Source organism: Cutibacterium namnetense, from assembly GCF_001642025.1.
GTDB classification, from domain to species: Bacteria; Actinomycetota; Actinomycetes; order Propionibacteriales; family Propionibacteriaceae; genus Cutibacterium; species Cutibacterium namnetense.
Map to the genome: position 1 here is coordinate 149,837 of NZ_LWHO01000003.1, position 22,778 is coordinate 172,614.

The 22,778-nt window shown below is 61.0% G+C and carries 20 protein-coding genes and 1 riboswitch; of the genes, 17 read left to right on the top strand and 3 right to left on the bottom strand.

Features of this window, described 5'->3' with window-relative positions; genetic code table 11:
• Positions 1-129: 129 nt before the first annotated feature.
• On the bottom strand, positions 130-1,074 hold the full coding sequence (locus A5483_RS04300; RefSeq protein ID WP_002548533.1) for a sugar-binding transcriptional regulator: 945 nt from the start codon (positions 1,072-1,074) through the stop codon (positions 130-132).
• 179 nt (positions 1,075-1,253) lie between these two features.
• Here A5483_RS04300 and A5483_RS04305 point away from each other — a divergent pair, with 179 nt between their 5' ends.
• The 10 genes from A5483_RS04305 to A5483_RS04350 all read left to right on the top strand — a co-directional run bounded on the left by A5483_RS04305 (position 1,254) and on the right by A5483_RS04350 (position 11,521).
• A complete protein-coding gene (locus tag A5483_RS04305; protein ID WP_002548421.1) occupies positions 1,254-2,246 on the top strand; it encodes a phosphotriesterase family protein in 993 nt (330 codons plus the stop codon).
• A gap of 5 nt (positions 2,247-2,251) precedes the next feature.
• A complete protein-coding gene (locus A5483_RS04310; protein ID WP_042842640.1) occupies positions 2,252-2,905 on the top strand; it encodes a 3-keto-L-gulonate-6-phosphate decarboxylase UlaD in 654 nt (217 codons plus the stop codon).
• A complete protein-coding gene (locus tag A5483_RS04315) occupies positions 2,902-3,789 on the top strand; it encodes an L-ribulose-5-phosphate 3-epimerase (RefSeq protein WP_002548513.1) in 888 nt (295 codons plus the stop codon). The genes A5483_RS04310 and A5483_RS04315 overlap by 4 nt, the downstream gene beginning before the upstream one ends.
• 89 nt (positions 3,790-3,878) lie before the next feature.
• Entirely contained in the window at positions 3,879-4,547 is a 669-nt protein-coding gene (locus A5483_RS04320; RefSeq protein ID WP_063811106.1) for an L-ribulose-5-phosphate 4-epimerase, read from the top strand.
• Positions 4,544-5,494, top strand: coding sequence for a sugar kinase (locus tag A5483_RS04325; protein WP_002548969.1), 951 nt, complete (start codon positions 4,544-4,546; stop codon positions 5,492-5,494). Before A5483_RS04320 ends, A5483_RS04325 begins: the two co-directional genes overlap by 4 nt.
• A gap of 33 nt (positions 5,495-5,527) precedes the next feature.
• Positions 5,528-6,886, top strand: a complete 1,359-nt coding sequence (locus A5483_RS04330; RefSeq protein WP_002548909.1) for an MFS transporter — start codon at positions 5,528-5,530, stop codon at positions 6,884-6,886.
• 253 nt (positions 6,887-7,139) lie between these two features.
• Positions 7,140-7,253, top strand: a riboswitch (TPP riboswitch).
• On the top strand, positions 7,222-8,061 hold the full coding sequence (gene thiM / locus A5483_RS04335; protein ID WP_042842639.1) for a hydroxyethylthiazole kinase: 840 nt from the start codon (positions 7,222-7,224) through the stop codon (positions 8,059-8,061). It overlaps the preceding riboswitch by 32 nt.
• The gene (thiE, locus tag A5483_RS04340; RefSeq protein WP_063811107.1) at positions 8,042-8,692 is read left to right on the top strand and encodes a thiamine phosphate synthase; all 651 of its coding nucleotides are present in this window, start codon (positions 8,042-8,044) and stop codon (positions 8,690-8,692) included. The genes thiM and thiE overlap by 20 nt, the downstream gene beginning before the upstream one ends.
• 112 nt (positions 8,693-8,804) lie before the next feature.
• The gene (locus A5483_RS04345) at positions 8,805-9,773 is read left to right on the top strand and encodes an L-lactate dehydrogenase (RefSeq protein WP_063811310.1); all 969 of its coding nucleotides are present in this window, start codon (positions 8,805-8,807) and stop codon (positions 9,771-9,773) included.
• A gap of 41 nt (positions 9,774-9,814) precedes the next feature.
• On the top strand, positions 9,815-11,521 hold the full coding sequence (locus A5483_RS04350; protein ID WP_063811108.1) for an NAD-dependent malic enzyme: 1,707 nt from the start codon (positions 9,815-9,817) through the stop codon (positions 11,519-11,521).
• A gap of 69 nt (positions 11,522-11,590) precedes the next feature.
• Here the strand turns inward: A5483_RS04350 and A5483_RS04355 are convergent, their stop codons facing one another.
• On the bottom strand, positions 11,591-11,833 hold the full coding sequence (locus tag A5483_RS04355; RefSeq protein WP_042842638.1) for a hypothetical protein: 243 nt from the start codon (positions 11,831-11,833) through the stop codon (positions 11,591-11,593).
• Here A5483_RS04355 and A5483_RS04360 point away from each other — a divergent pair.
• The 7 genes from A5483_RS04360 to holA all read left to right on the top strand — a co-directional run bounded on the left by A5483_RS04360 (position 11,826) and on the right by holA (position 22,355).
• Positions 11,826-12,179 carry a hypothetical protein gene (locus A5483_RS04360; RefSeq protein ID WP_042842637.1) on the top strand — a complete coding sequence of 118 codons (354 nt, stop codon included), beginning with the start codon at positions 11,826-11,828 and terminating at the stop codon, positions 12,177-12,179. The two genes, A5483_RS04355 and A5483_RS04360, sit on opposite strands and share 8 nt — an antisense overlap.
• 105 nt (positions 12,180-12,284) lie before the next feature.
• On the top strand, positions 12,285-13,307 hold the full coding sequence (locus A5483_RS04365) for a DUF4192 domain-containing protein (protein WP_042842636.1): 1,023 nt from the start codon (positions 12,285-12,287) through the stop codon (positions 13,305-13,307).
• 314 nt (positions 13,308-13,621) lie between these two features.
• A complete protein-coding gene (leuS, locus tag A5483_RS04370; protein WP_063811109.1) occupies positions 13,622-16,102 on the top strand; it encodes a leucine--tRNA ligase in 2,481 nt (826 codons plus the stop codon).
• Between the two features lie 134 nt (positions 16,103-16,236).
• Positions 16,237-17,085 carry a helix-hairpin-helix domain-containing protein gene (locus A5483_RS04375; RefSeq protein WP_042842635.1) on the top strand — a complete coding sequence of 283 codons (849 nt, stop codon included), beginning with the start codon at positions 16,237-16,239 and terminating at the stop codon, positions 17,083-17,085.
• A gap of 46 nt (positions 17,086-17,131) precedes the next feature.
• Positions 17,132-19,420: a ComEC/Rec2 family competence protein gene (locus tag A5483_RS04380; RefSeq protein ID WP_042842743.1), complete on the top strand. Its 2,289-nt coding sequence runs from the start codon at positions 17,132-17,134 to the stop codon at positions 19,418-19,420.
• 97 nt (positions 19,421-19,517) lie between these two features.
• Complete coding sequence (locus A5483_RS04385; RefSeq protein ID WP_465249463.1) at positions 19,518-21,260, top strand: DEAD/DEAH box helicase; 1,743 nt, start codon at positions 19,518-19,520, stop codon at positions 21,258-21,260.
• A 117-nt stretch (positions 21,261-21,377) separates the two neighbouring features.
• A complete protein-coding gene (gene holA / locus A5483_RS04390; protein ID WP_241497681.1) occupies positions 21,378-22,355 on the top strand; it encodes a DNA polymerase III subunit delta in 978 nt (325 codons plus the stop codon).
• A gap of 126 nt (positions 22,356-22,481) precedes the next feature.
• Here the strand turns inward: holA and rpsT are convergent, their stop codons facing one another.
• Positions 22,482-22,748, bottom strand: a complete 267-nt coding sequence (gene rpsT / locus A5483_RS04395) for a 30S ribosomal protein S20 (protein WP_002548493.1) — start codon at positions 22,746-22,748, stop codon at positions 22,482-22,484.
• Positions 22,749-22,778 lie beyond the last annotated feature (30 nt).

Here is a 22,778-nt window from a genome sequence, read left to right on the forward strand (position 1 = left end):
GTCGAGATGTGATCTCATCTTGGCCCGCAGCAGCCATCTCAACGAACTCGTCCGTGTGGCGTCAGCGGTCACGGTAATCGTCCCCGACCAGGATGCCGTGGCTTTAGCAGCCGGCGAGCCACTGGAATCTCAGTCAAGATGGCCTAGTACCGCCCTCGCCGTCGCTATGTCGGTCACCAGATCCGTCACCCAGTTGCCTCGCAGGATTGCTGCCAGGGCCGGTACTTTCTCGACTCCGAAGGCGCTGACGATGACGTGGGTGATTGACGGAACTCGGTCCAGCGGAACTGCCATCAGCCCTTGACAAAAGTCTGCGTCGATGTGACGACCCCGGGAATCGACATGATGCCCGCAGATGTGGCCTATTGCCCCGCGTGATAACAATTCTGCGTGTGCGCGCTCCGACATCACGTGGTCGAAGATCGGCGCTACCGAATGCATTCCAACCGCTCCCACGCCGGTTACTAGGATGTCCGCGTGGGAGGCCATCGCGATCGTCATACCCACAGACTCCTCGGCCTTCAGCGCGGCCGCCGCCTGTGGGTTCGATACCAGCACCGGAGCTGGCATCACTCGGTACGCACACCCGATTCGTTCTGCCAGCTGGCGGCATAGCTCGGGGGAGTCCAATAACAAATTTCCCTTGGCCGTCCCGCCGATTGCTTGCACCACTGTTGCCCCCGGACGACGCATCGGCGTCATGGCATGCACCACCGACGCCACCCCACGTCCGTTCGACAATGCGATCACCGAATCGGGATGCATGTACGTCGTCACCAAGTCGGCCGCCATCCGCGCCACCTCGTCGGCTGTGGCATTGTCGTTGGACATGGCAACCCGGGCACAGGTCAGCCCGAAGGTGCGTGTTAGGGCGTCCTCCAACTCGATGGCCCGCTCCAAGGGGTGCTGCACTGTGAAAGTGATGATCCCGCGGCGCCTCGCCTCGTCGAGCAGCCTGGACACCATCGAGCGGGAGTAGCCGATCTCGGCGGCGATCTCGGCCTGAGTTGCCTGCTCCAACCAGTACCGCCTCGCGACCGTCAGCAGGGTCTGGATGTGTTCGCGATCAGTCATAGGAATCTCACAGATGTGAATCTTTGTCGTAGTTTGTCCGCTGAAGCGCGGAGTAGAGCCACTCTACTAGTCGTTCTGCTTAGGAAGAATTCACATGTGTGAGCACGTGGCCTTGCGAGGTTGCCGTGGCGGCGGCTCAATGGTTCCCGTCACACAGTCGTGAGAGAGGAATCACTCCAATGGCCGTCGTTCGCACCATCAATGGCGACGTTTCACCCGACACCCTCGGCGTCGTCAACGCCCACGATCACCTCATCCGCGTCGGAGCCGGGGAGGTCTACATCGACCCCGACCACTTGCTCGACGATGTCGACAAGGCCGCCCAGGAAGCCACATACTTCGTTGAGGCCTCTAAGAACTGGGCCGACGGCGGCACCATTATCGACATGTGCCCCGCCTCCTCGGGCCGTGGCGTGCTCAAGACCCTCGAGGTCGTCGAGAAAGTCCCGGGCCTGCAGGTTGTCCAAGCCACTGGTTTCCACCAGCAGAAGGTCTACCTCGAGTGGCGCCAGAGCTGGGTCAACCAGTACACCGTCAACCAGATCGCCGATTTGCTCATCGCCGACATCGTTGAGGGTATCGACCGCTTCGACTACATGGGCCCCATCGTCGAGCGCACCAACGTTAAGGCGGGCGTCATCAAGTGGGCCACCGCCTACGGCAAGATCACCGAGTGGGAGAAGAAGTCCGGTAAGGCCGTCGCTATCGCCTCCAAAGAGACCGGCTGCCCCATTAATACCCACGTCACAGCCGGAACCTGTGGCCCAGAGCAGGCGCGATTCCTCGTTGACCAAGGTGTTGATCCCGCCAAAATCGCCATCGGCCATATGCAGCGCAACTGGGATCCGTGGGTTCACGAGCAGATCTGCAAGCTCGGCTGCTACGTCGAGCTTGACGGCACTAACCGCATCAAGTACGTCCCGGATAACACCCGCGTCAATCTGGTGAAAACCCTCGGCGAGAAGGGCTACGGTAAGCAGATCCTGCTGGGCACTGACTCCGGTAAGGCCTCCTACCAGAAGGTTTACGGTTCGGTCTCAGGTATCGACTACGATCCGGCCGTCTTCTGCCCGCGTCTCGTCGAGGACGAAGGCGTCGACCGCGGCTACGTCGACGATCTCCTCATCAACAACGCAGCCACCTTCTTCGGCTTCGAGCCGCTAGCCGGGTGACGACGATGCCACGACTTCAGATTGCTCTCGACACGTACGATCTGCCATCGGCCCTCGCTCCGTTGGCCACCGCCGTCGACCAGATCGACATCATCGAGTGCGGTACCATCCTCGTCCTTGCCGAGGGAATGAGTGCGGTGCGGGCTATCCGGGCTGCCTATCCTGACAAAACGATTCTTGCCGACGTTCGCATCGCCGAAGCCGGGGCCAAGATCGCCCGGATGTGCTTCGAAGCAGGCGCCGACCTCGTCTCCTGCGTCGCCGGGGCATCCCTGACAACCATCGACCAAGTATGCAAAGTGGCGGGGGAGTTTGGCGGTGAAGTGCAAGTCGAGCTCGCCGACGAATGGTACGACGCCGACCGTGCCCGCGCATGGCGCAAACTTGGTGTCCAACACGTCATCGTCAAGCGTTCCCGCGACCGTGAGGCTGCCGGAGACCTCTCCTGGAAGCCCGAAGACCTGGGGCGGGTCGACGAACTGGCTGAGATGGGATTTACCGTCACCGTCACCGGAGGAATCACCCCCGAGGACCTCCCGGTTTTCGCCGGGCGTCCGGTCGGGATCGTTATTGCCGGTCGTTCCATCGTTGCTGCTGATGATCCCAGGGTTGCCGCCCAACAACTGCGCTCAGCCCTGGACGAGGTGTGGCCGCAATGACCGAATCGCTGACCGACGGGGTGACCCTCGGTATCTATGAGAAAGCCCTCGTCGGCAACCGGCTGGCCACCGACGACGACTGGCGACGCTTTCTGAACCAGGTACCCGAAGCAGGGTTCAGCTTCGTCGACCTGTCCGTCGATGAGTCCGATGAGAGGATGGCACGGCTGGGATGGGAGCAGAACCGGCGTCGCATGGTGCGCCATTGCGCCGAGGCTGCAGAAACCGTGATTGGTGGCGTCTGCCTATCGGTGCATCGGCGTATTGGTCCTGGTAGTGCCGACCCTGCCGTGCGGCAGCGGGCTCGAGACGTGATGGCCGAAGGATTACGGCTGTGTCACGACCTCGGCGCGCCCGTGCTTCAGGTCGCGGGGTACTACTGCTATTACGAGCAGATGAACGACCATGCTGAGCAGTGGTACACCGACCTCCTGCTGGACGCCCTCCCGATGGCCGCACGACTGGGAGTTGTCATGGGCATCGAGAACGTTGACGGCACCGACGTCACCTCTATCCGTAAGGCGATGGAGTTCGTCAAGCTTGCCGACTCGCCCTACCTGCAGGTGTACCCAGACCTCGGCAACATTGCCGAGCAACAGCTTGACGCCGTGACTGAGCTCGAGGCCGGGCGAGGCCACATGGTCGCGATCCACGTCAAAGATGTTCGGCCGGGCGAGCCTCGTCGAGTGCCGATGGGGGAAGGAACTGTCGACTGGGACGAGTCCTTCGCCATCCTGGCCGAACAGAACTGGCGCGGTCGGATGATGATCGAGATGTGGAACGACGACGCTCCCGATTCCAACGCGCGCAGCTCGTCGGCACGCGAGTTCATCGAGGATCACCTTCGGACTGCTGGAATCCCGGTTCGTCGCGCCCTCGCTTGACCATCGGTCGGTCGGCTCGGCATGAAACCCGGGCTGACCGGCTCCGCACCCCAACAAAACTTTCATTACTGTTCAAAGGAGAACCCTTCATGCTTGAAAAGCTCAAGACAGACGTCTGCCGGGGCAACCTGGAACTGCCCCGCCACGGCCTCGTGACGTGGACTTCGGGTAACCTCTCGGCTCGCGACCCTGAAACCGGCCTGGTCGTCATCAAGCCGTCCGGGATGCTGTACGACGCCATGACCCCCGACGATATGGTCGTCGTCGACCTTGACGGCAAGGTCGTAGAAGGACATCGAGGACCGTCCTCGGACACTGCCTCGCACTTGTACGTCTACCGGCGTCGCGACGACATTCGTAGCATCATCCACACCCATTCCACCTTCGCCACTGCGTGGGCGGCCACCGGCCAAGACATCCCCTGTGCCGTGACGGCCATTGCCGACGAGTTTGGGGGGCCGGTGCCATGCGGCGAGTACGCCCAGATCGGCACCGAACAGATTGGTGAGCAGATCATGCGGTTTATCGACCAGTCCCCGGCGGTGCTGCTCAAACAGCACGGTGTCTTCACTGTTGGTGCATCTATCGAGAAGGCCATCAAGGCAGCCGTCATGGTCGAGGATGTTGCCAAAACCCTCACCTACGCCAAGCTCATTGGCGAGATCTCTGCGCTGCCACAGTCGGAGATCGATTCCAATCACGACCGATACACCAATCGCTACGGCACCGCGGCAGCATCCACGGGGGTGACGGCATGACCTACGACATCTCGACTATCGGGGAAGGGCAGATCCGACTCACCTGCTACAAAGGTGAACGGCTCATCAATGCTCAGCAGCTGCGTGCCACCGCAGCTTGCTCCGAGGCCAATGTGTCCGGCCTGTTGTCCCAACTTGGGCGCAGCACCTGCTGGGCCTCCGTCATGCCGAAGGGTGATCTCACTGATCGGGTCGTCAACGAGTTCCGCAGCGTCGGGGTCGATGTTTCACACATCTGTATGAAGCCCGAGGGGCGCGTCGCGCTGTACTTCATGGAGCCCGGTGAATATCCGATGCCCGCCCGCGTGCTCTACGACCGCGAGCACACCCCGTTCCGCGACGTCACCATCGAGGACCTCGATTGGGAGGCCCTGCTCGACACCCGTCTGGTCTTCGTCACCGGCATCACCGCTGCCCTGACCGAGAACACCGCGGCCGTGGTGCGACACTTTGTTGACCAAGCCCACTGCCGTGGCATTACCGTCGCTCTCGACGTCAACTACCGGTCTCTGCTGTGGGGCCCGGAGCGCGCTCGTGAGGTGCTGGAACCAATTGCGAGGATGTCGAACATTGTCTTCTGCTCGGTGCGTGACGGCAAGGCCGTCTTCGATATCGAATCCGATGGGGAGCAGGCATGCCGCGAATTGCGCGAACTGTTCGGGGTCCCCACGGTCGTGTCTACTGATCAGATCAATGGTGTGTACCTCTCGGACGCCGAGCGCGGAGAGCGCACCTTCCCGGTAGTCCAGATGCCGGTCGTCGACCGTCCGGGCGCGGGAGACTCCTTCGTCGCGGGAACCCTTCACGGGTACCTCGGAGGTGACGTCGTGCAGGGAATCCATTATGGGCAGCGAACCTCCGCGTACGCTCTGACCCATTATGGTGACCTGACTCGTGTGAGTCCTAGCGAGCTCAACATTCCCCCGAATACCGACATTCTGCGCTGACCCGATCACAGCGCAGACAGGAGACACACTCACATGTCCACCTCAACAGCAACCAAACAATCAGCTCTAGATCTCATCGATTCGCGTCCTTTAACGCGCAATCAGAAGAATCTTGTTGCCCTAGCCATCGTCGGAAATATCTCCGAGTTCTTTGACATCTTCCTTATCGGGTTCGTCGTATCCGTGCTGACTAAGCCATGGAACCTGACTGGCACCGAGGCAGGCGTCATCCTCGCCTGTTCCGGTCTGGGTACGGTCATCGGCGCCATCATGTGGGGACGCCTCGCTGACAAGATCGGACGCCGCTCCTCGTTCTTCTGGTGCGTCCTTCTGTTCGTCGTGTTCACCGTAGTGTCCGTGTTCACCCCGGACCGTGGCTGGATCATGCTCGCCATTTTGCGTATTGGTGTGGGGATCGGAGTCGGCGGGCTGAACATCACCTCGATTCCCTACGTTCAGGAGTTCGTACCCGCCAAGCAGCGCGGCCTTCTCGCTGGTCTGGCGTCGGTATTCATCCCCCTCGGCTTGTTCCTGGGATCTCTAGCACAAAATGCGTTGGGTGATAATTGGCGCGCCCTCATCGCCTTGGGAGCCATTCCTGTCTTCCTGTTGGTGTGGATCCGTTTCGTGCCCGAATCGCCACGGTTTCTACAGAGTCATGGACGTGAGAAGGAAGCTCGCGAGGCCCTGGCCTGGGCGCTCGATATGTCCGCTGACGAAATTGGAGACCTGCCTGTCGTCGAGCACGTCGAGGACGCCTCCTACTCGCTCGTCTTTGGCAAGTACCGCAAGAGCCTCCTGGTGGTCAGCTTGGGATCGTTTTGTTTCATTCTGGGCTCGTTCACGATTCAGTCGTGGGGCCAGACCTTGCTCAAGACCGGCTTTGGTAAGTCTCCTGAGCAAGTCGGGACCCTGTTCATGTTCGTCTCCCTTGCCGATCTCCTCGGGCGTTTCTTGTCAGCATGGCTGGCAGACCGCATTGGTCGAAGGGCCACCATGTTGTCGTTCGGCCTCATCGGTGCTGGCGGGACTCTCATCATCGCCCTTTCGGCTCGCCTAGGTTGGGGTTGGCAAGTCTTCTTCGTCGGTGTCCTCATTGCGATGGCCTTCGCCGACGGCGCCTTCGGCATCCTCAATGCTTTTGGTGCCGAACAGTTCCCCAACGAGGCTCGCTCGACTGGCCTGGGGCTGGGCTATGGCATCGGTGCCACCGCCAAGATCATCGGTCCGGCGCTCATGGGGCTCATGGTGGGCGGATCAGCCGTCAAGCAGAATGTCACCCTGGACGCAGTATTCCCGGCGTTCGTCCTATTCACTGTGCTGCTGGTCATTGGCGGTGTGACGTACATGTTTGCCCGCGAGACTCGTGGCACCTCGCTCGATACGATCTGACCACTCAGATGATCCTGATGTCGAGGGCCTGCACCTTGCCCGAAGGTTGACCGAAGTCGCCACCTTGCGGGTGGCTAGGGCCCTCGACACGCCAGATCGAACGCTACGGAGTCACTTAGACGATGATGACAGCGGCCTTCTGAAGACTTCCCGGTGGTTTTGACGGCGTCCGTGAGTCCATACCGTGATGAACCGGCTTGACGTCTTCAACCGTGCACATGAGACCACTAACACGCCATGGCGGTAAGTTGGAGGGTAACGACGCGGGAGCCCACTGATCGCCGTGGGCTGAGAGGGTGCTGCGAAGGTGCCGACCGCCTGAACCTGTCCGGATCATGCCGGCGAAGGGAGTGGTTGGAATGACCGAATTATCGAATCTGGTGGCTGAATCTGTGGAGCGACTGCGCCGGGACAAGCCGCTGGTGCAGTGCCTGACGAATATTGTGGTTGCCAATTTCACCGCCAATGTCTTGTTGTCCGCAGGCGCGGTTCCCGCCATGGTCGACAATCCCGAGGAATCTGAGGGATTCGCCTCCGTTGCCGATGCCGTGCTCGTCAACACCGGAACTCCCTACCGGGAGACCGCCGAGGCCATGGTTGCTGCTGCGCGCGGTGCCGCAAATAGCAACACGCCGTGGGTACTCGACCCGGTAGGGGCGGGTATGCCATGGCGCACTCAAGTGGCCCTTGCGGCCTTACACGTCGCCACTCCAGCCGTCATTCGGGCAAACGCTTCCGAAGTGTTGACATTGGCGGGTACTGATGCCTCCGCTCGAGGCCCGGAGGCCGGAGATGCTGTCGAGGATGCCTTGACGTCTGCAGCTCAGCTCGTGCGCACTCACGGCTGCGTGGTGGCCATTAGCGGCCCCGTCGATCACATCCTCGACGCGGATCGGCATGTGACCGTGTCATCGGGGCATGAGTGGATGACGCGGGTTACCGGAGTTGGATGTTCACTGGGAGCCCTCACAGCGGCCTTCGCCGGCGTCCAGAATGACTATCTGATCGCGGCCACGTCCGCGACCGCCCTCTTGTGCGTAGCTGCCGAACGGGCAGCCAAGCGCAGTGTTGGTCCGGGTGCTTTCGCTCAAGCTCTCGTGGACGAACTCTTTCTGGTGTCACCCGACGAGGTCGGCGAGCGGGGAGGGCTTCGCGATGTCACGGCCGAAATTTGATCTGTCGGTCTACCTCGTCACCGATACCGCCCAGTGCGGCGGGCCTGACGAGGTCGTCGAGACGGTGCGCCGCGCCATCGCTGGTGGGGTGACCCTGGTTCAGTTTCGTGACCACGACTTGCCCGATGACGAGTTCGTCACGTTGGGGCGACGCGTCAGAGAGATCTGCGTGTCTGGCGGGGTGCCCCTCATCATTGATGACCGGGTGCACCTCGTTACCGAAATCGGGGCCGATGGCGCCCATATCGGGCAATCTGACATGCCGGTCGACCAGGCCCGTGCGATTCTGGGCGACGATCTGCTCATCGGCTTGTCTGCGCAAACCCCCGCCCATGTGGAGGCCGCCCTGTCCCATGGTCGTGACATCGTCGACTATCTGGGAGTTGGTGCCCTGCACGGCAGTGGAACTAAGCCTGAGGCTGGAGAGCTTGGCTTGGTTGGGATACGCGATGTCGTCGATGCCAGCCCATGGCCGGTATGTGTCATCGGTGGCGTGAGCGCATCCGATGCTCAAGACATAGCCCGGGTGGGATGTGATGGCCTCAGTGTCGTCTCGGCGATTTGCCGGAGCACCGACCCCCAGTCCAGAGCACGGGAACTCGCGGAGGCATGGCGCGCAGCGAAGAAATGATGACCGGGTCCTGACATCGGGATGTGCACAAACGGCCATAGTCGCTGGCATCTTGTTCAGATGAGCGGCCCTGGTGCGCAGCGTTCTGAATCAGGGGCGTGAGCACCCTAGGATGACCGCTATGAGCACTTTTGACGCCACTCGTCGCGCCTCCAAAATATCCGTTGTTGGTGCTGGTTCAGTCGGTTCTTCACTGGCCTACGCTTGCCTCATCCGTGGATCGGCTGGCCTGGTATCCCTCTATGACATTGCCAAGGACAAGGTCGAGGCCGAGGTGGCGGATCTCGCCCACGGCACTCAGTTCACCCCGGCTTCGGTTATGGGCGGTGCTGACGTCCACGATACTGCTGACTCTGACGTCGTCTTCATCACTGCTGGGGCCAGGCAGAAGCCGGGCCAGACTCGTCTGGACCTCGCTGGCGTCAACGCCAGCATTTTGCGCTCCCTTATGCCGCAGCTCGTTGAGCAATCACCGAACGCCCTGTTCGTGCTGGTGACCAATCCGTGCGACGTTCTCACCGTCGTTGCCCAGCAGGCCACCGGGCTGCCCGCCAACCGTGTCTTCTCCACGGGCACGATGCTCGATACCTCTCGGCTGCGCTGGCTCATTCGTCAATGGGCCAATGTTGAGCAGCGTCACGTTCACGCCACCATTGTGGGCGAGCATGGCGACTCGGAGTTCCCGCTGTGGTCGACGGCCAATATCTCCGGTGTGCCCATCCGCGACTGGACGGTCGACGGTAGCCGGGTGTTCACCGAGGAAGTGCTGGCTGACTTGGCCCACGAGGCGGCTTTCGCGGCCTACAAGATCATTGAGGGCAAGGGCGCTACGAACTACGCCATTGGCTTGACCGGCGCACGTCTGGCTGAGGCTTTGCTTCGCCCCGGCCGTTCCGTCTTGCCGTTGTCGAGTGTCATGACGGACATGCACGGAATTTCGGGGGTGGCCTTATCGATGCCCTGCATCGTCTCCCGTGATGGCATTGAGGGGGTTGTCCCTGTCGCCATGGATACCGAGGAGATCGCTTCTCTCAGGGCTTCAGCAGAACGACTGCGCGACACTTTGTCATCGATCGCATAACCTGATGAACATCTGTGCTGCTGACCGCATAAGCTAGGAGTATGTCAGTTCCCTTTCAGTACGCGCACGATGACGATGGAGGCCTTCTAAGGATTGCGGCCCGTGGCCAGGAGGTGTTGACGAACCCCCTGGCCAATCGGGGCACTGCCTTCACCATCGAGCAGCGGAAGGCGCTTGGTCTCACCGGCTTGCTGCCGTCGGGTGTCATGACGATCACCGATCAGCTTAAGCGGGTCTATGCGCAGTATTCGGCACAGCCTGATGACTTGGCCAAGTACCTGTACCTCAACCACATGCATGACCGCAATGAGGTGTTGTATTTCCGACTCCTTGCCGAGCATATTGAGGAGATGCTTCCGATCGTCTACACGCCAACCATCGGCAAGGCGATTGAGGAGTACAGCCACTGGTACGACCGTCCGCGTGGTATCTACCTGTCTATCGACGATCCGGAAGACATGGAGCAGGCCCTCGCGCAACTGGGTCATGGTCCTGACGATGTCGACCTCATCGTAGCCACCGATGCGGAGGGCATTCTGGGTATCGGCGACCAAGGCGTCGGTGGCGTCGCGATCACGGTAGGAAAGCTAGCCGTATACACCGCGGCCGCAGGGATTCACCCCCACCGCGTACTCCCGGTCATTCTCGACGTCGGTACCGACAATATGGAACGCCTTAACGACGATGGTTATCTTGGGGTGCGCCACCCCCGCGTGCGCGGCGAACGTTACGACGAGTTCGTCCAGCAATATGTCGAGACCGCTCACCGGATGTTCCCTCACGCTCTACTGCACTGGGAGGATTTTGCGGCCGGCAATGCCACCCGGATTCTCAACAAATACCGCGACGACTACTGCACGTTTAATGACGACATCCAGGGCACCGCAGCTGTCGTCGTCGCGGCGGTGCTGAGTGCCGTCAAATCATCGGGAATCCCGCTGAACGAGCATCGCATTGTCATCCATGGGGCGGGTTCGGCTGGTACCGGAATTGCCAACTTGCTGGTACAGCTTATGGTGAGCCAGGGTGCTGACGAAAAGATGGCTCGCTCTCATTTCTGGGGGCTTGGATCACATGGACTGTTGCGCGAAGGTTTACGGCTGCGGGACTTTCAGCAACCTTTCGCTCGTAATAAAGAAGAGTTGGAAGGGTGGACCCTTGACACCCCCGACCAGTACACGCTCAGTGACGTGGTACGAAACGTTTACCCGACGATCCTTATCGGCTGCTCTGCCCAGCCTGGTTCGTTCACTGAGGACATCGTCAAGATGATGGCTGCCCAGTGTGAGCGCCCGGTGATCATGCCGCTGTCGAACCCAACTCGTAAGGCCGAAGCCCTGCCATCCGACATTCTCGCGTGGACTGACGGACGCGCTTTAGTTGCTACCGGTTCGCCGTTCAAGCCAGTCATGGTCAATGGCGTGACGTATCAGATTGCGCAGGCTAATAACGCGCTGGTCTTCCCAGGAATCGGTTTGGGGACTATCGCTGTTCGGGCGTCCCGGGTTACTAGTGGCATGATCGCAGCTGCTGCTGAGGCGGTGGCGTTGCATATCGATACCCCCGTTGTGGGGGCCTCGCTGCTGCCGTCGATCAAGAGCCTGAGGCCCCTGTCGGCATCTGTGGCCATTGCTGTTGCTCAACAGGCGATGGAGGAGGGTGTGGCAGCCGAGGTCACGGACAATCCAGTTGAGAAGGTGTTCTCGGCAATGTGGCAACCGCGTTACCCGCGCATCGCGGTTGTCTGATGCGTTGACGAAGGGGTTCGGCTGATGCCATGCTCGCGCCTCATGCGCATGCCTCGTATGAGGCGCGAGCTACGCCCTGATCGTTAATGCCGAAATGGGGGAGGACATCCCCGATCCGTGAGTGAGCATGACGGTGGCATCAGTTCGTGGGCAATCAATGGTGATCGTGCCGTGGACCTTGTGGCCTTGGGTTACGCCGCTGCCGAGAGAGCCTGTGGCAGGTCGGTTCGCCTGATGGATATCGGTTGACTCGTTCTCCATGATGAAGAAGGTGTAATCGGTCAGAGAACCTTTGGTGACCTCAATGGTCACTGTCAGGGTGACGGTGCTAGGCCCCCATTTCACATGGTCGATCGACCACCTTCCCTGGGTGTCGTCATCCTTCGAGGAGAAGGGCAGTGAAGAGGCGACTGCAGTGGCCGATGCGGGGATGGGCGTCGGGGTAGAAGACGCGGACGTCGCGACGGAAGATGGTGTCGGCGCGGCGGGGCTCGCGGGCTCGCTGGTGATTCGGCGTGCAACGATGACCAGTGCGACGACGACCGCTGTCACAATGATGACGGCGATCCAGCCGCCGTGGCGCTTCGGCGGCTGGTACTGGTTAATGTCAGGCGGTTGGCTCATGGTGGCTCCACTGTACGTTGTTGCGGGCGGCTGATGTTGTCCACAGCTTGGCGTCGATACGAGATGGCGCAAATGGGTGTTGTCCACAGATTCGAAATTGCTTGGCGAATTTGGCGGGGTCGAGACGACAACTGGAGGTATGACAGCACTACATTCCTCCACCACTGGTGACCGTGACCCGTTGACCGTCAGGACCGTCGAAGAAGCGGTGACCTTGGCACCGTACCTCTTGGGGTTCCAGCCTACTGAGAGCCTGCTCATTATCGTCGCCGACGACGGTGCTGCATGTCAGGGTTTCGTTGCCCGAGTCGATCTTGACGACCTCAAATCCGCTCTGGCAATGGATGCCTTCGCCTCACGAGTCGGCCCCTTGGCAGGGCGGGGTCGAACGGTTGTCTTAGCGTTCAGTGAAGATCAAGATCGCGGCATGGCGGCTCTAGCATCGGCCATCCAAGCGATGAAAGGCATGAATATTGGTGACGCTGCGTGGACTGACGGTGAGTATTGGCGCAGCATCTTCTGTGATGAACAGGGTTGTGGCGAGAACCACCACTTTGCTCCAGATCCGACTATTGCAGCCGAAGCGGTCTACCGCGGGCTGACCGTTCTGCCCAGTCGCACCAGTCTCGTTAAGACGCTCTCCGGTCCTGGGCGGGTGTGTGATCCAGATACCCGCAGATTCCTAGCCAATTCCCGACGGCGGCTTTCCCGCAAGGATGACGACGCCGTGGCCGCGAGGTGTCGCGTCCTGTTCGAGTCTGACGATGAGATCAACGATGCGGTTGTGACGGAGCTAGCGGTTGCCGTCCAGCGTCCCGACGTAGCGCGCAGGCTGTGGGTGTCAATGGAACGGGCTGACGCGTCGCGCTGGCTCACGATATGGAGCCGAGCAGTCGAGATCATCCCAGATCGGATGGCGCCAGCCCCGCTGTCTCTTTGTGGGCTGGCGGGATGGTTGAACGGTGACGGGGCCGTGGCTGCGGTGTGCGCTCGCCGATGCGAATTCATGGTGGGAACAGCCGATCTGCCAGCTGCGCTGGCAGCCATCGTCGACGCTTTCGTGCCGCCCAAGTTGTGGGACGTTATGGAGCATGACCCAACAGTGATCGCTCACCCACTTCTGGAGGAGCAGATGGGTGAGAAGCTCAATTTATCGGCGTAGCGACGGCAGCTACCCTCGGGTACCGACGAGGCGGCGGAGGAGACAGATGGGCGAGTCTGAGCCAGCGAGAAATGATCGTTGCGGCAATGGTGATGTAGACCCGGGTCGTCGTCGAGAACGCATCGGCAGCGGTCCCAGGGCGCCGGCGGTTGGGAGGCGAAAGCGGTGCTCGTGCCCTTACCGTGCTCTTGTCCAACGACTGTCCACGAGGGGCACTGGGAGCTCTGACGTTAGGTGTGGGGCGGCTTCGCTAGACTCAAGCCCGTATGTGTCGCGGGTCTGGCTAGACCCGTAGTGGATCCGAGAGGTATGACGTGAGCGACCAAGTGCGTGAGACGACGGGCTACGACGCAGTCGCAGCCCAAGAGAAGTGGTCCAAGTATTGGGAGGAGCACCGCACCTTCGCCTCCCACGACGACGGCTCCCAAGAGCGTCGCTACGTGCTTGACATGTTCGCCTACCCCTCCGGCGACCTTCACATGGGGCATGCTGAGGCGTTCGCCATTGGCGATGTGCTGGCCCGCTACTGGCGACTGCGTGGTTTCGATGTCCTGCACCCGGTGGGTTGGGACTCCTTCGGTCTGCCGGCTGAGAACGCCGCAATCAAGCATGGGACCCATCCTGCGGAATGGACCTACCGCAATATCGACACGCAGGCGGCCTCTTTTAAGCGATATGCGGTCTCCTTTGACTGGTCGATGAGGCTGCACACCTCCGACGAGGAGTACTACCGCTGGACCCAGTGGCTGTTTAACCGTTTCTTTGAAAAAGGATTGGCCTACCGCAAAGACTCCTGGGCTAATTGGTGTCCCAACGACCAGACGGTGCTCGCCAACGAGCAGGTCAAAGATGGGTGCTGCGAGCGCTGTGGTGCTGTGGTCACCAAGCGTCAGCTCAACCAGTGGTATTTCGGCATCACTGACTACGCTCAGCGCCTGCTCGACGATATGGACCAGATCGAGGGCAAATGGCCCGAGCGCGTGCTATCGATGCAGCGCAACTGGATCGGTCGTTCTGAGGGCGCCTATGTGGATTTCACGATTGACGGCCGTAACGAGCCAGTGAGGGTTTTCACCACCCGTCCGGACACCTTGTACGGAGCCACCTTCATGGTCGTGGCTCCTGACTCGGCCCTGGCTCAGGAGATCGTCTCCGATGCGGCACGACCAGCCTTCGAAACCTACCTTGATGAGGTCAAGAAGAAGACCGAGATTGAGCGACAGGCCACAGATCACGAGAAGACCGGTGTGCCCCTTGGGGTTGAGGCCACTAACCCTGTCAATGGAGCCAAGGTTCCGGTGTGGGCTGGTGACTATGTGCTGGCGGACTACGGGACGGGTGCTGTCATGGCTGTGCCCGCCCACGACCAGCGCGACCTCGACTTCGCCCGCGCATATGGCATTGATGTCATCCCGGTCATCGACACTGGCGAGGCCGATCCTCGCGAGTCTGGGATCGCCACGACCGGTGATGGCGCTTACCAGAATTCTGGATTCCTCGATGGCATCACCACTAAGGCTGAGGCCATCGCGAAGATGTGTGAGTTCCTTAGTGAGAAGGAGATCGGTGAGCCGACAATCACCTACCGGCTGCGCGACTGGTTGCTGAGCCGTCAGCGCTTCTGGGGGTGCCCTATCCCGATTATTCACTGTGACTCCTGCGGCGACGTCCCGGTCCCTGACGATCAGCTGCCGGTCAAACTGCCTGATCTGCGTGGTGCCGAACTCGCCCCCAAGGGAACGTCACCGCTGGCCGGCGAAGAGGCCAGTGAATGGCGTGCGGTTGCTTGCCCGTCGTGTGGGGGAGCTGCCCAGCGCGACACCGACACTATGGACACCTTCGTGGACTCGTCGTGGTACTTCATGCGCTACTGCTCTCCGCACTATGAAGAAGGCCCATTTGACGTGGAGGCAGTTCGTCGTTGGATGCCGGTGGCCCAATACATCGGTGGCGTCGAGCATGCCACCATGCACCTGCTGTACTCCCGGTTCTTCACCAAGGTGCTGTATGACCTCGGTATGGTCGACTTCACCGAGCCTTTCGAACGGCTCATGAACCAAGGCCAGGTCATCAATGAGGGCCGAGCAATGTCGAAGTCGCTGGGCAACGGTGTGGACCTCGGCAAGCAGATCGACGAGTTCGGCGTCGACGCAGTGCGGACCACTGTCATCTTCGCCGGCCCGCCAGACGAGGACATCGATTGGGCCGACGTCTCCCCGGCTTCGACTCTAAAGTTCTTGCAGCGTGCCTGGCGCGTGGCCTCCGAGGTCACGAGCGACCCCGGCGTCGATTTGACGAAGGGTGACGCTATCTTGCGTCGGGTTACCCATCGCAGTATCGCCGACATCACCATGTTGCTGGAGGGTGGGCGGTACAACGTCGTTGTGGCGCGGATCATGGAACTGGTCAATGCCACCCGTAAGGCCATTGATTCGGGGTGCGGTCCCGCTGATCCTGCCGTGCGCGAGGCTGTCACCTTTACTGCCCAGGCGCTGTCCCTAGTGGCTCCGTACCTGGCTGAGGAGATGTGGGAGATGCTCGGCTTGGAACCCTCCGTTGCCAACTCTCATTGGCCCACTGCTGACGAGAAGTTGCTGGTCGCCGAGGAGGTGACCATGGTCGTCCAGGTGACGGGTAAGGTACGCGCCAAAGTTCAAGTGAGCCCCGGTATCACCGAGGACGAGGCTCTCGAGGTGGCTTTGGCCGACGCCAATGTGCAGCGGTTCACTGAAGGCAAGGAGATCGTCAAGGTCATTGCCAGGCTGCCGAAGATGATTTCAATCGTCGCGAAGTGACGATTTGATCAATTCCGTCACGCCGTGATGGAGCTGCGGCGAGTCTGTGGATAGCAGGCTCGCCGCCAGATCGTGTTATCCACAAATTTGGAATTGCCTGGCGAAATTCAGTTGCCCCGACGACAACTGAAGGTATGAGTGACGACTACCGAGAACGTCTTGAGGACCTCATGGCGCGGCTGCCTGCCCGAAACCTGGGCCCTCGGCGGTCAGCGACCCCCGCGGAGGAACCGACGCAGGAGGAGACTCCACCTCCTCGACGGGCAGTGACCCGAGGTCACGCCTCAGCTGTGGGGATTCTGCTTGTTGTGGTGCTGTCTGTCGTTGCTGTCATACTGATGCGCTCGAAACCTACCGAAGTGCCGGCGGGAGCTGTGATGGTGTCAACGGTGCCTGAGGGTACGACTATGCCCGGTCGGGAGGCAGCCGAGGCAGGGACGTCGCCTGAAGGCACCACGCCAGCCGCACTCCCGGTCACATCGACGACGCCCGCCGCAGGTGTACCCATCCAGATTCACGTGGCTGGGCAGGTGAAGCACCCTGGTGTGTACACGGTTAATCCCAATGCCCGTGTCGCTGATGCCATCCAAGCCGCGGGAGGGATGACGGCGGGCGCTCACCCCGGTCGTCTCAATCTTGCTGCTCCAGTGTGTGACGGGTGCCAGGTATGGATCCCCGCCAGTGGAGACGGGACGGTGACGCCACCCGACCATAGTGCTGGCGGTTCGCCGAGGGCTGCTAGCGGGTCAGGGAGTGGCGGTAGCTCAGCAACGGGTTCGGATACCGGTAAAGCCTCGGTCAATCTCAACACCGCAAATCAGAGCGAGCTTGAGACGATTGACGGGGTCGGTCCAGTGATGGCGGGCAAGATCATGGCTTGGCGTCAGGAACACGGACAGTTCGCCTCGGTTGACCAGTTACGGGAGATTTCTGGGATCGGGGCGAAGACGTTCGAGAAGATCAAGCCGCATGTCACTGTCTAAACCTCGTCATGACGGCCACCAGGTCGTTGTGACCCCCGATGTGCGCATGGCTCCGGTGGCCATCACCGCATGTGGGATGGCCACCGTTGGCACCGGCGGCCATTACTGGATGACTCTTAGTGCCGGGATTGGGTGCCTCATGGCAGGCACGATCGCGGTAAGGCGTCAGGCCTGGCTGGTTGTTGTAGCCGCCGCGGTGGGGTTAACAGTTCTCGCGAGCGCCGGAATGCGCGACCACGTTGTCCACCACACTGGCGTTGCTGAGCTGGCTCAGGAAGGAGCCTTGGTGACGGTGACAGGTCGGGTCACCGTCGATCCGCGGATCTTCGAAGTGAGTGGTTCAGGTGGGCGCACCGTCATGATCACCCTGGCAGCCCATCGCATCGTTGCAGAGGGCCAGGCTATCGAGCAGTCGGTGAGGGTCGTCGTCATGGCGTCGGGATCTGCATCGAGCCCAGCGGCGAAGGTGGCCGTTGGGCAGCAGATTCAGGTGCAAGGCTTGCTGACTCCACCACGGGAAGGGCGGGCTGAAGCCGGGGTCCTGAAGCTGCGGACCCCGCCGAGGATCGTTGCACCACCGGGGCCCTTTGACCGTGGGGTTAATCGTTTTCGTGCCAGCCTGGTCAGCGCTGTTGCGGGATGTCCAGAGAATCAACGGGCTATCGTACCTTCGCTCGTTGTAGGGGATACCGCAGCGGTTTCTGAGGAGATGTCCGAGGACTTCCGGGTGACGGCGTTGACTCACCTCATGGCCGTGTCTGGGGCCAACCTTGCCTCCACGACGGCCCTGCTGTGGTGGATAGGTGCGTGGTGCGGTCTGAAGCGGCGAGGGCTGAGGATGATGTCGGTAGCTGGTGTCGTCGTATTTGTGGTGGTGTGTCGAGCCGAAGCCTCGGTGGTGAGAGCGGCCGCGATGGGGGTGGTCGCCATGGCCGCGACGGGGATCGCATTCGACCGACGCGGTGGAATCAGAACCTTAGCTGTCGCGGTGACCGGGCTGATGCTCATAGATCCGTGGCTAGTGAGGTCAGTAGGTTTCTGGTTGTCAGCCTGTGCCACGGCTGGCATCTTGTGGTGGGCCCAACCGTGGTCGGCCGTGATGGAGTGGGCGCCAGCTTGGCTAGCAGTAGCCGTCACAGTGCCATGGGCGGCCCAGCTGGCAACTCAGCCCGTCGTTACCTGGATGGCCGGCACGGTATCGACTATTGGCCTTGTCGCCAACCTCGCGGCAGCCCCCTTTGTGCCGCCAGCATCGGCGCTGGGGATGGCGACCGGGTTGCTCGCGTTCATCTGGCCACCGTTGGGGATGCCGTTCGGACGGCTTGCCGGATGGAGCGTCCAACCGATTATCTGGATAGCTCACTTCGGTGCCAAGGCACCGTCTGGTCTGCTTAGGTGGCCAGCAGGTGGATGGGCTCTCGGGGTGCTGGCCGGGCTATGTGTGGGATTGGCTTTGATCACTCCAACGGTCTTGGCGAGGCCTTGGCTGACCGCGCTCGCGGGACTAGCAGTCGTAGTGGCGACGGTCGTGCGTCCTCCTGTTCCGGGTTGGCCGGGGCAGTGGCAGGTGGCGATCTGTGACGTCGGTCAGGGCAGCGCCGCCTTGGTGCGTGCTGGTCCGCATGAGGCCGTCGTCGTCGATACCGGGCCAGATCCGCACAGATTGAGTCATTGCCTGGACGACCTCGGCGTTGCCCAGGTGCCGGTAGTAATCCTCAGCCATTTCCACGCCGATCATGTCGACGGCCTTAACGCCGTCCGTGATCATGGTCTGACGAGGGCCATCGTCGTGTCCCAACTGGCATCCCCGCCGTGGTCAGCAAAGCGAGTGGCGCAAACTGCTGCGCAGCTGGGCGCCAAAGTTCTCGTGGCTCACCCGGGTCATGTGATGACGGCCGGAACCGCGAAGCTTGAGCTATGGGGAGGGATCCAGCTTTCCGATGCCGGTACAGATGAGCCGGGGGAGGAGTCTGCTGTCGAGAACAATTCCTCAGTTGTGCTCAAGGCGACGGTTAACGGGTTGACAGTTGTGTTGCCTGGGGATGCCGAGCCTGAGGAACAGCGCCACATTCTGGCCGGACGCATGGACCTGTCAAGTGATGTTCTTGTCCTGCCTCATCACGGATCGGCTCATCAGGACGAGGGCTTCTGGGCGGCAACCGGTGCCAGCGTGGCGGTGGCATCCGCTGGCCAAGGCAATCCCTTCGGACATCCTTCGTACAAGGCAATGTCTCTGGCTAAACGAATGGGGATGCAGCTGCATCGCACTGATCTTGAGGGGACGGTGCTGTTGGCGCGCAACGGTGGGTCAGTACTAGTCCAGACGCGGTCGTGACGTTCCGCGTCGTTAGGAGGGTCGTCGATAGATGTCGGCAGGTCGCGCTAACCTGAGCGGTCGGTTCGAAGTGAAGTTGTCGCGGGAAGGAGAACAGGTGGCGTCACGGTTCACGGCTCAAGGGCCGCGTATGCCGATGCGTTTGCGCACCTGGCAGCGAGAAGCGCTGGATTCGTACCTGGCTACTAGCCCACGCGACTGGCTGGTTTGTGCCACCCCGGGAGCCGGTAAGACGACGTTCACCTTGGCCGTTGCTGCACACCTGTGGCAGGACCATGTCATCAACCGCGTCATCGTAGTGTGTCCGACTGACCATCTGCGTTCCCAGTGGATTGCTGCGGCCCGTGGACTTGGGCTGGACTTGCGCGACACGACTAATGCTGAGGCGCTCCCATCCGATTGCCACGGGTGCGTTGTTACTTATGCCCAGGTCGCCCAAAAACCGGCTCTACACGCAGCCCGGACCACCAATATGCGCACCATGGTCATCTTTGACGAGATCCACCACGCCGGCGACGTCATGAGCTGGGGATCCGGTGTCATTGAGGCGTTCTCGGGAGCGGTGCGGCGACTTGGCGTGACAGGAACCCCCTTCCGGTCTGACGAGGCTAGGATCGCCCACGTTCGGTATGAGGAGGTCGGTGACGGAGCTTTCGAGTCGGTAGCTGACTACACCTATGGGTACGGCGACGCCCTCCGTGATGGGGTGGTGCGTCCCGTTACCTTCGCTACGTACACCGGGCGCTCCACCTGGACTGATGCCGTAGGCGAGACCCACACGGCGATCCTCGGTGATTCCGAACTCACCAAGGCTCATGAGGAGATGGCTTGGCGCACCGCCTTGGATTCTGACGGCGAGTGGATTGCCCATGTCATGGCGGCAGCGTGGGCACGAGTGAACCAGCTACGCGATTCGGGGACGATTCCGCATGCCAAGGTGCTTATCCCGGCCTCTAATCAGAAGGTTGCTAAGGAATATGCCGAAGTCTGGCGAGATGTCACCGGCAATGAGCCGTCCGTGATCCTCTCGGAGGACGCGGCCTCGGCTAAGAAACTTGCTGCCTACCGTGATGATCCGGACAAGATCTGCGCGGTGTGTGTGCGCCTCATCACCGAGGGCGTCGACGTCCCGGATGCAGCTGTTCTCATCTACTCGACGACGGCGTCTACTCCGCTGTTTTTCGCCCAGATGGTGGGACGTGTAGTCCGAGCACGTAACCGTCGTGAACGGGCCACGGTCTTCCTGCCGGCAGTGGGACGGCTCCTTGACCTCGCCTCCCAGATGGAGGAGGTGCGTGACCACGTCATCGGCCCGCCCGCCGAGGCCGACCTCATTGAGGAGGTTGACACTCGTGAGCGGTCCGAGCCGGATTCTGACGCCGGTAGCTGGCAGGCCGTCGCCTCCGACGCCATTCTCGGCGAGGTTATCGACACTTATACCCCCTCGGATGGCGGCCTTTTCGCCCTCGACGGCCTGCTCAGCCCTGAGCAGGAGCGGGCTCTACTAGCCCGCGACGAGAAGATTCGCGCCGAGCAGGCTCGTCGCGTTGCCTCGGCCCGCCGCGCGTCTAAGGCATCGAAGGAAGCCGAGGAGAGGCAAGCTCGGCGAGACGAGATGGTTGCCTTACAGCGTCGCGGTGGGTCCGTTATTGACACCATTAGTGATCCGCGTGAGATGCGACGCGAAATACATCGCGCCTTACTTGATTATTCCCGCCACCATGATCTAACTCCGCAGGCCGGTTGGGGCCAGCTATACCGAGAAGTTCCTGGTCCAAAGAACGAATCGGCCTCGATGGACCTGCTGCGTACTCGGTTGGAGTGGCTGCATTCTCACTGAACCAATGGAATCGAGCCCTGGAGCGAAACCTCTAATTTTGGGTCGGTCTCGTGGCAAAGTGACTTTTGTTGCACGCAGACTTCACTCGGCCACTGGCGTGGCCAGCAATCCTGAGGCATCCTTAGACAAGTGAACTCGGTCTACGGCACGGCTTTGTTGATCCAGGGCGCGGAGACCCTGTTGTCGGATAGGGCTGTTGAAGCCCGGGTTAAGGCTGCTCGCCGGGAGCTTCCGGAAGCCGAGCTCATCGAGCTGGAAGGCCGGAAAGTCGACGCTGGGCGGTTCGTTGAGGCCACCGGGGGATCGCTGTTTAGCCAGGCGGCGATCGTCGTCGTCAATGCTGTATCTGAGCTCGACAAGGATTTGTTTGACCTTGTTGCCACCACCGCAGCCAATCCTCCTGACACGCTGTGTCTCATCTTGGTTCATCCGGGCGGGGTCAAGGGTAAAGGGCTGCTAACTAGGCTCACGAAGGCCAAGGTGGAGATCGTCAAAGCCGATGTTCCCAAACCATGGGCGATCCCGGACTTCATTGCGAAAGAGGCACGTCGGAGCCATCTTGATATGGATCACGACGCCATCAATGCTCTGCACCAGGCCCTCGGCAACGATTTGCGCACATTAGCAGCAGCCGTCGGCCAGCTTGCGAGCGATTCCCCGAATGGGCGAGTTGGAGCTGAGGCTGTCACGACCTACTTCGGTGGAAGGGCGGAGATCTCGTCTTTTAATGTTTCTGACGCCAGCTTGGAAGGACGACTCCCCGATGCGTTGGAGACCTTGCGCTGGGCGTTGTCAATAGGGGTGCAACCGGCCGCAGTGACGGCTGCGATGGCACGTGGACTACGGTCCCTGGGCCTCTACTTGGATTTGCGAAGCCAACGGATGGGGGACAAGCAACTCGCCCAGACTATTGGCGTATCGCCATGGAAACTTAAGTCCCTCAACAAGCAGGCTCGGTCGTGGAACAAGGCTGGCGTTGCGAGGGCCATCCGGCTCGTCAATACCTGCGATGCTGCCGTCAAGGGGGCTGCTGTTGACGCCGATTATGCCCTGGAATCAATGCTTATCGCCATCGAGGAGGCCCGCCAAGCCTGATCGGAGCCGCCCATCAGCTAGGCAGACTAGCATCTCCCGTTGCTATGGGATGCACGCCAAGCGCCCCGACCACCCAGTGGATCGAGGCGCTATGTGCATCCTCCACAAACTCAGGAGGGAGGAAAATCAGGCGGCCAGCGAGTTGAGCTTCTTAGAAATGGCCGACTTGCGGTTGGCGGCCTGGTTCTTGTGAATGACGCCCTTTGACGCGGCCTTATCGAGCTGACGGTTAGCGACCCTGGCAGCCTTAGCGGCGGCCTCGACGTCGCCGGCCTCAGCAGCGCGACGGAAATTGCGCACATAGGTGCGCAGGGCGGACTTGACAGCCTTGTTGCGCTGGCGCGACTTCTCATTGGTCTTGACGCGCTTCATCTGCGACTTAATGTTCGGCACTGGGCAGCCTCTGATTCTTTGGTCGATGTA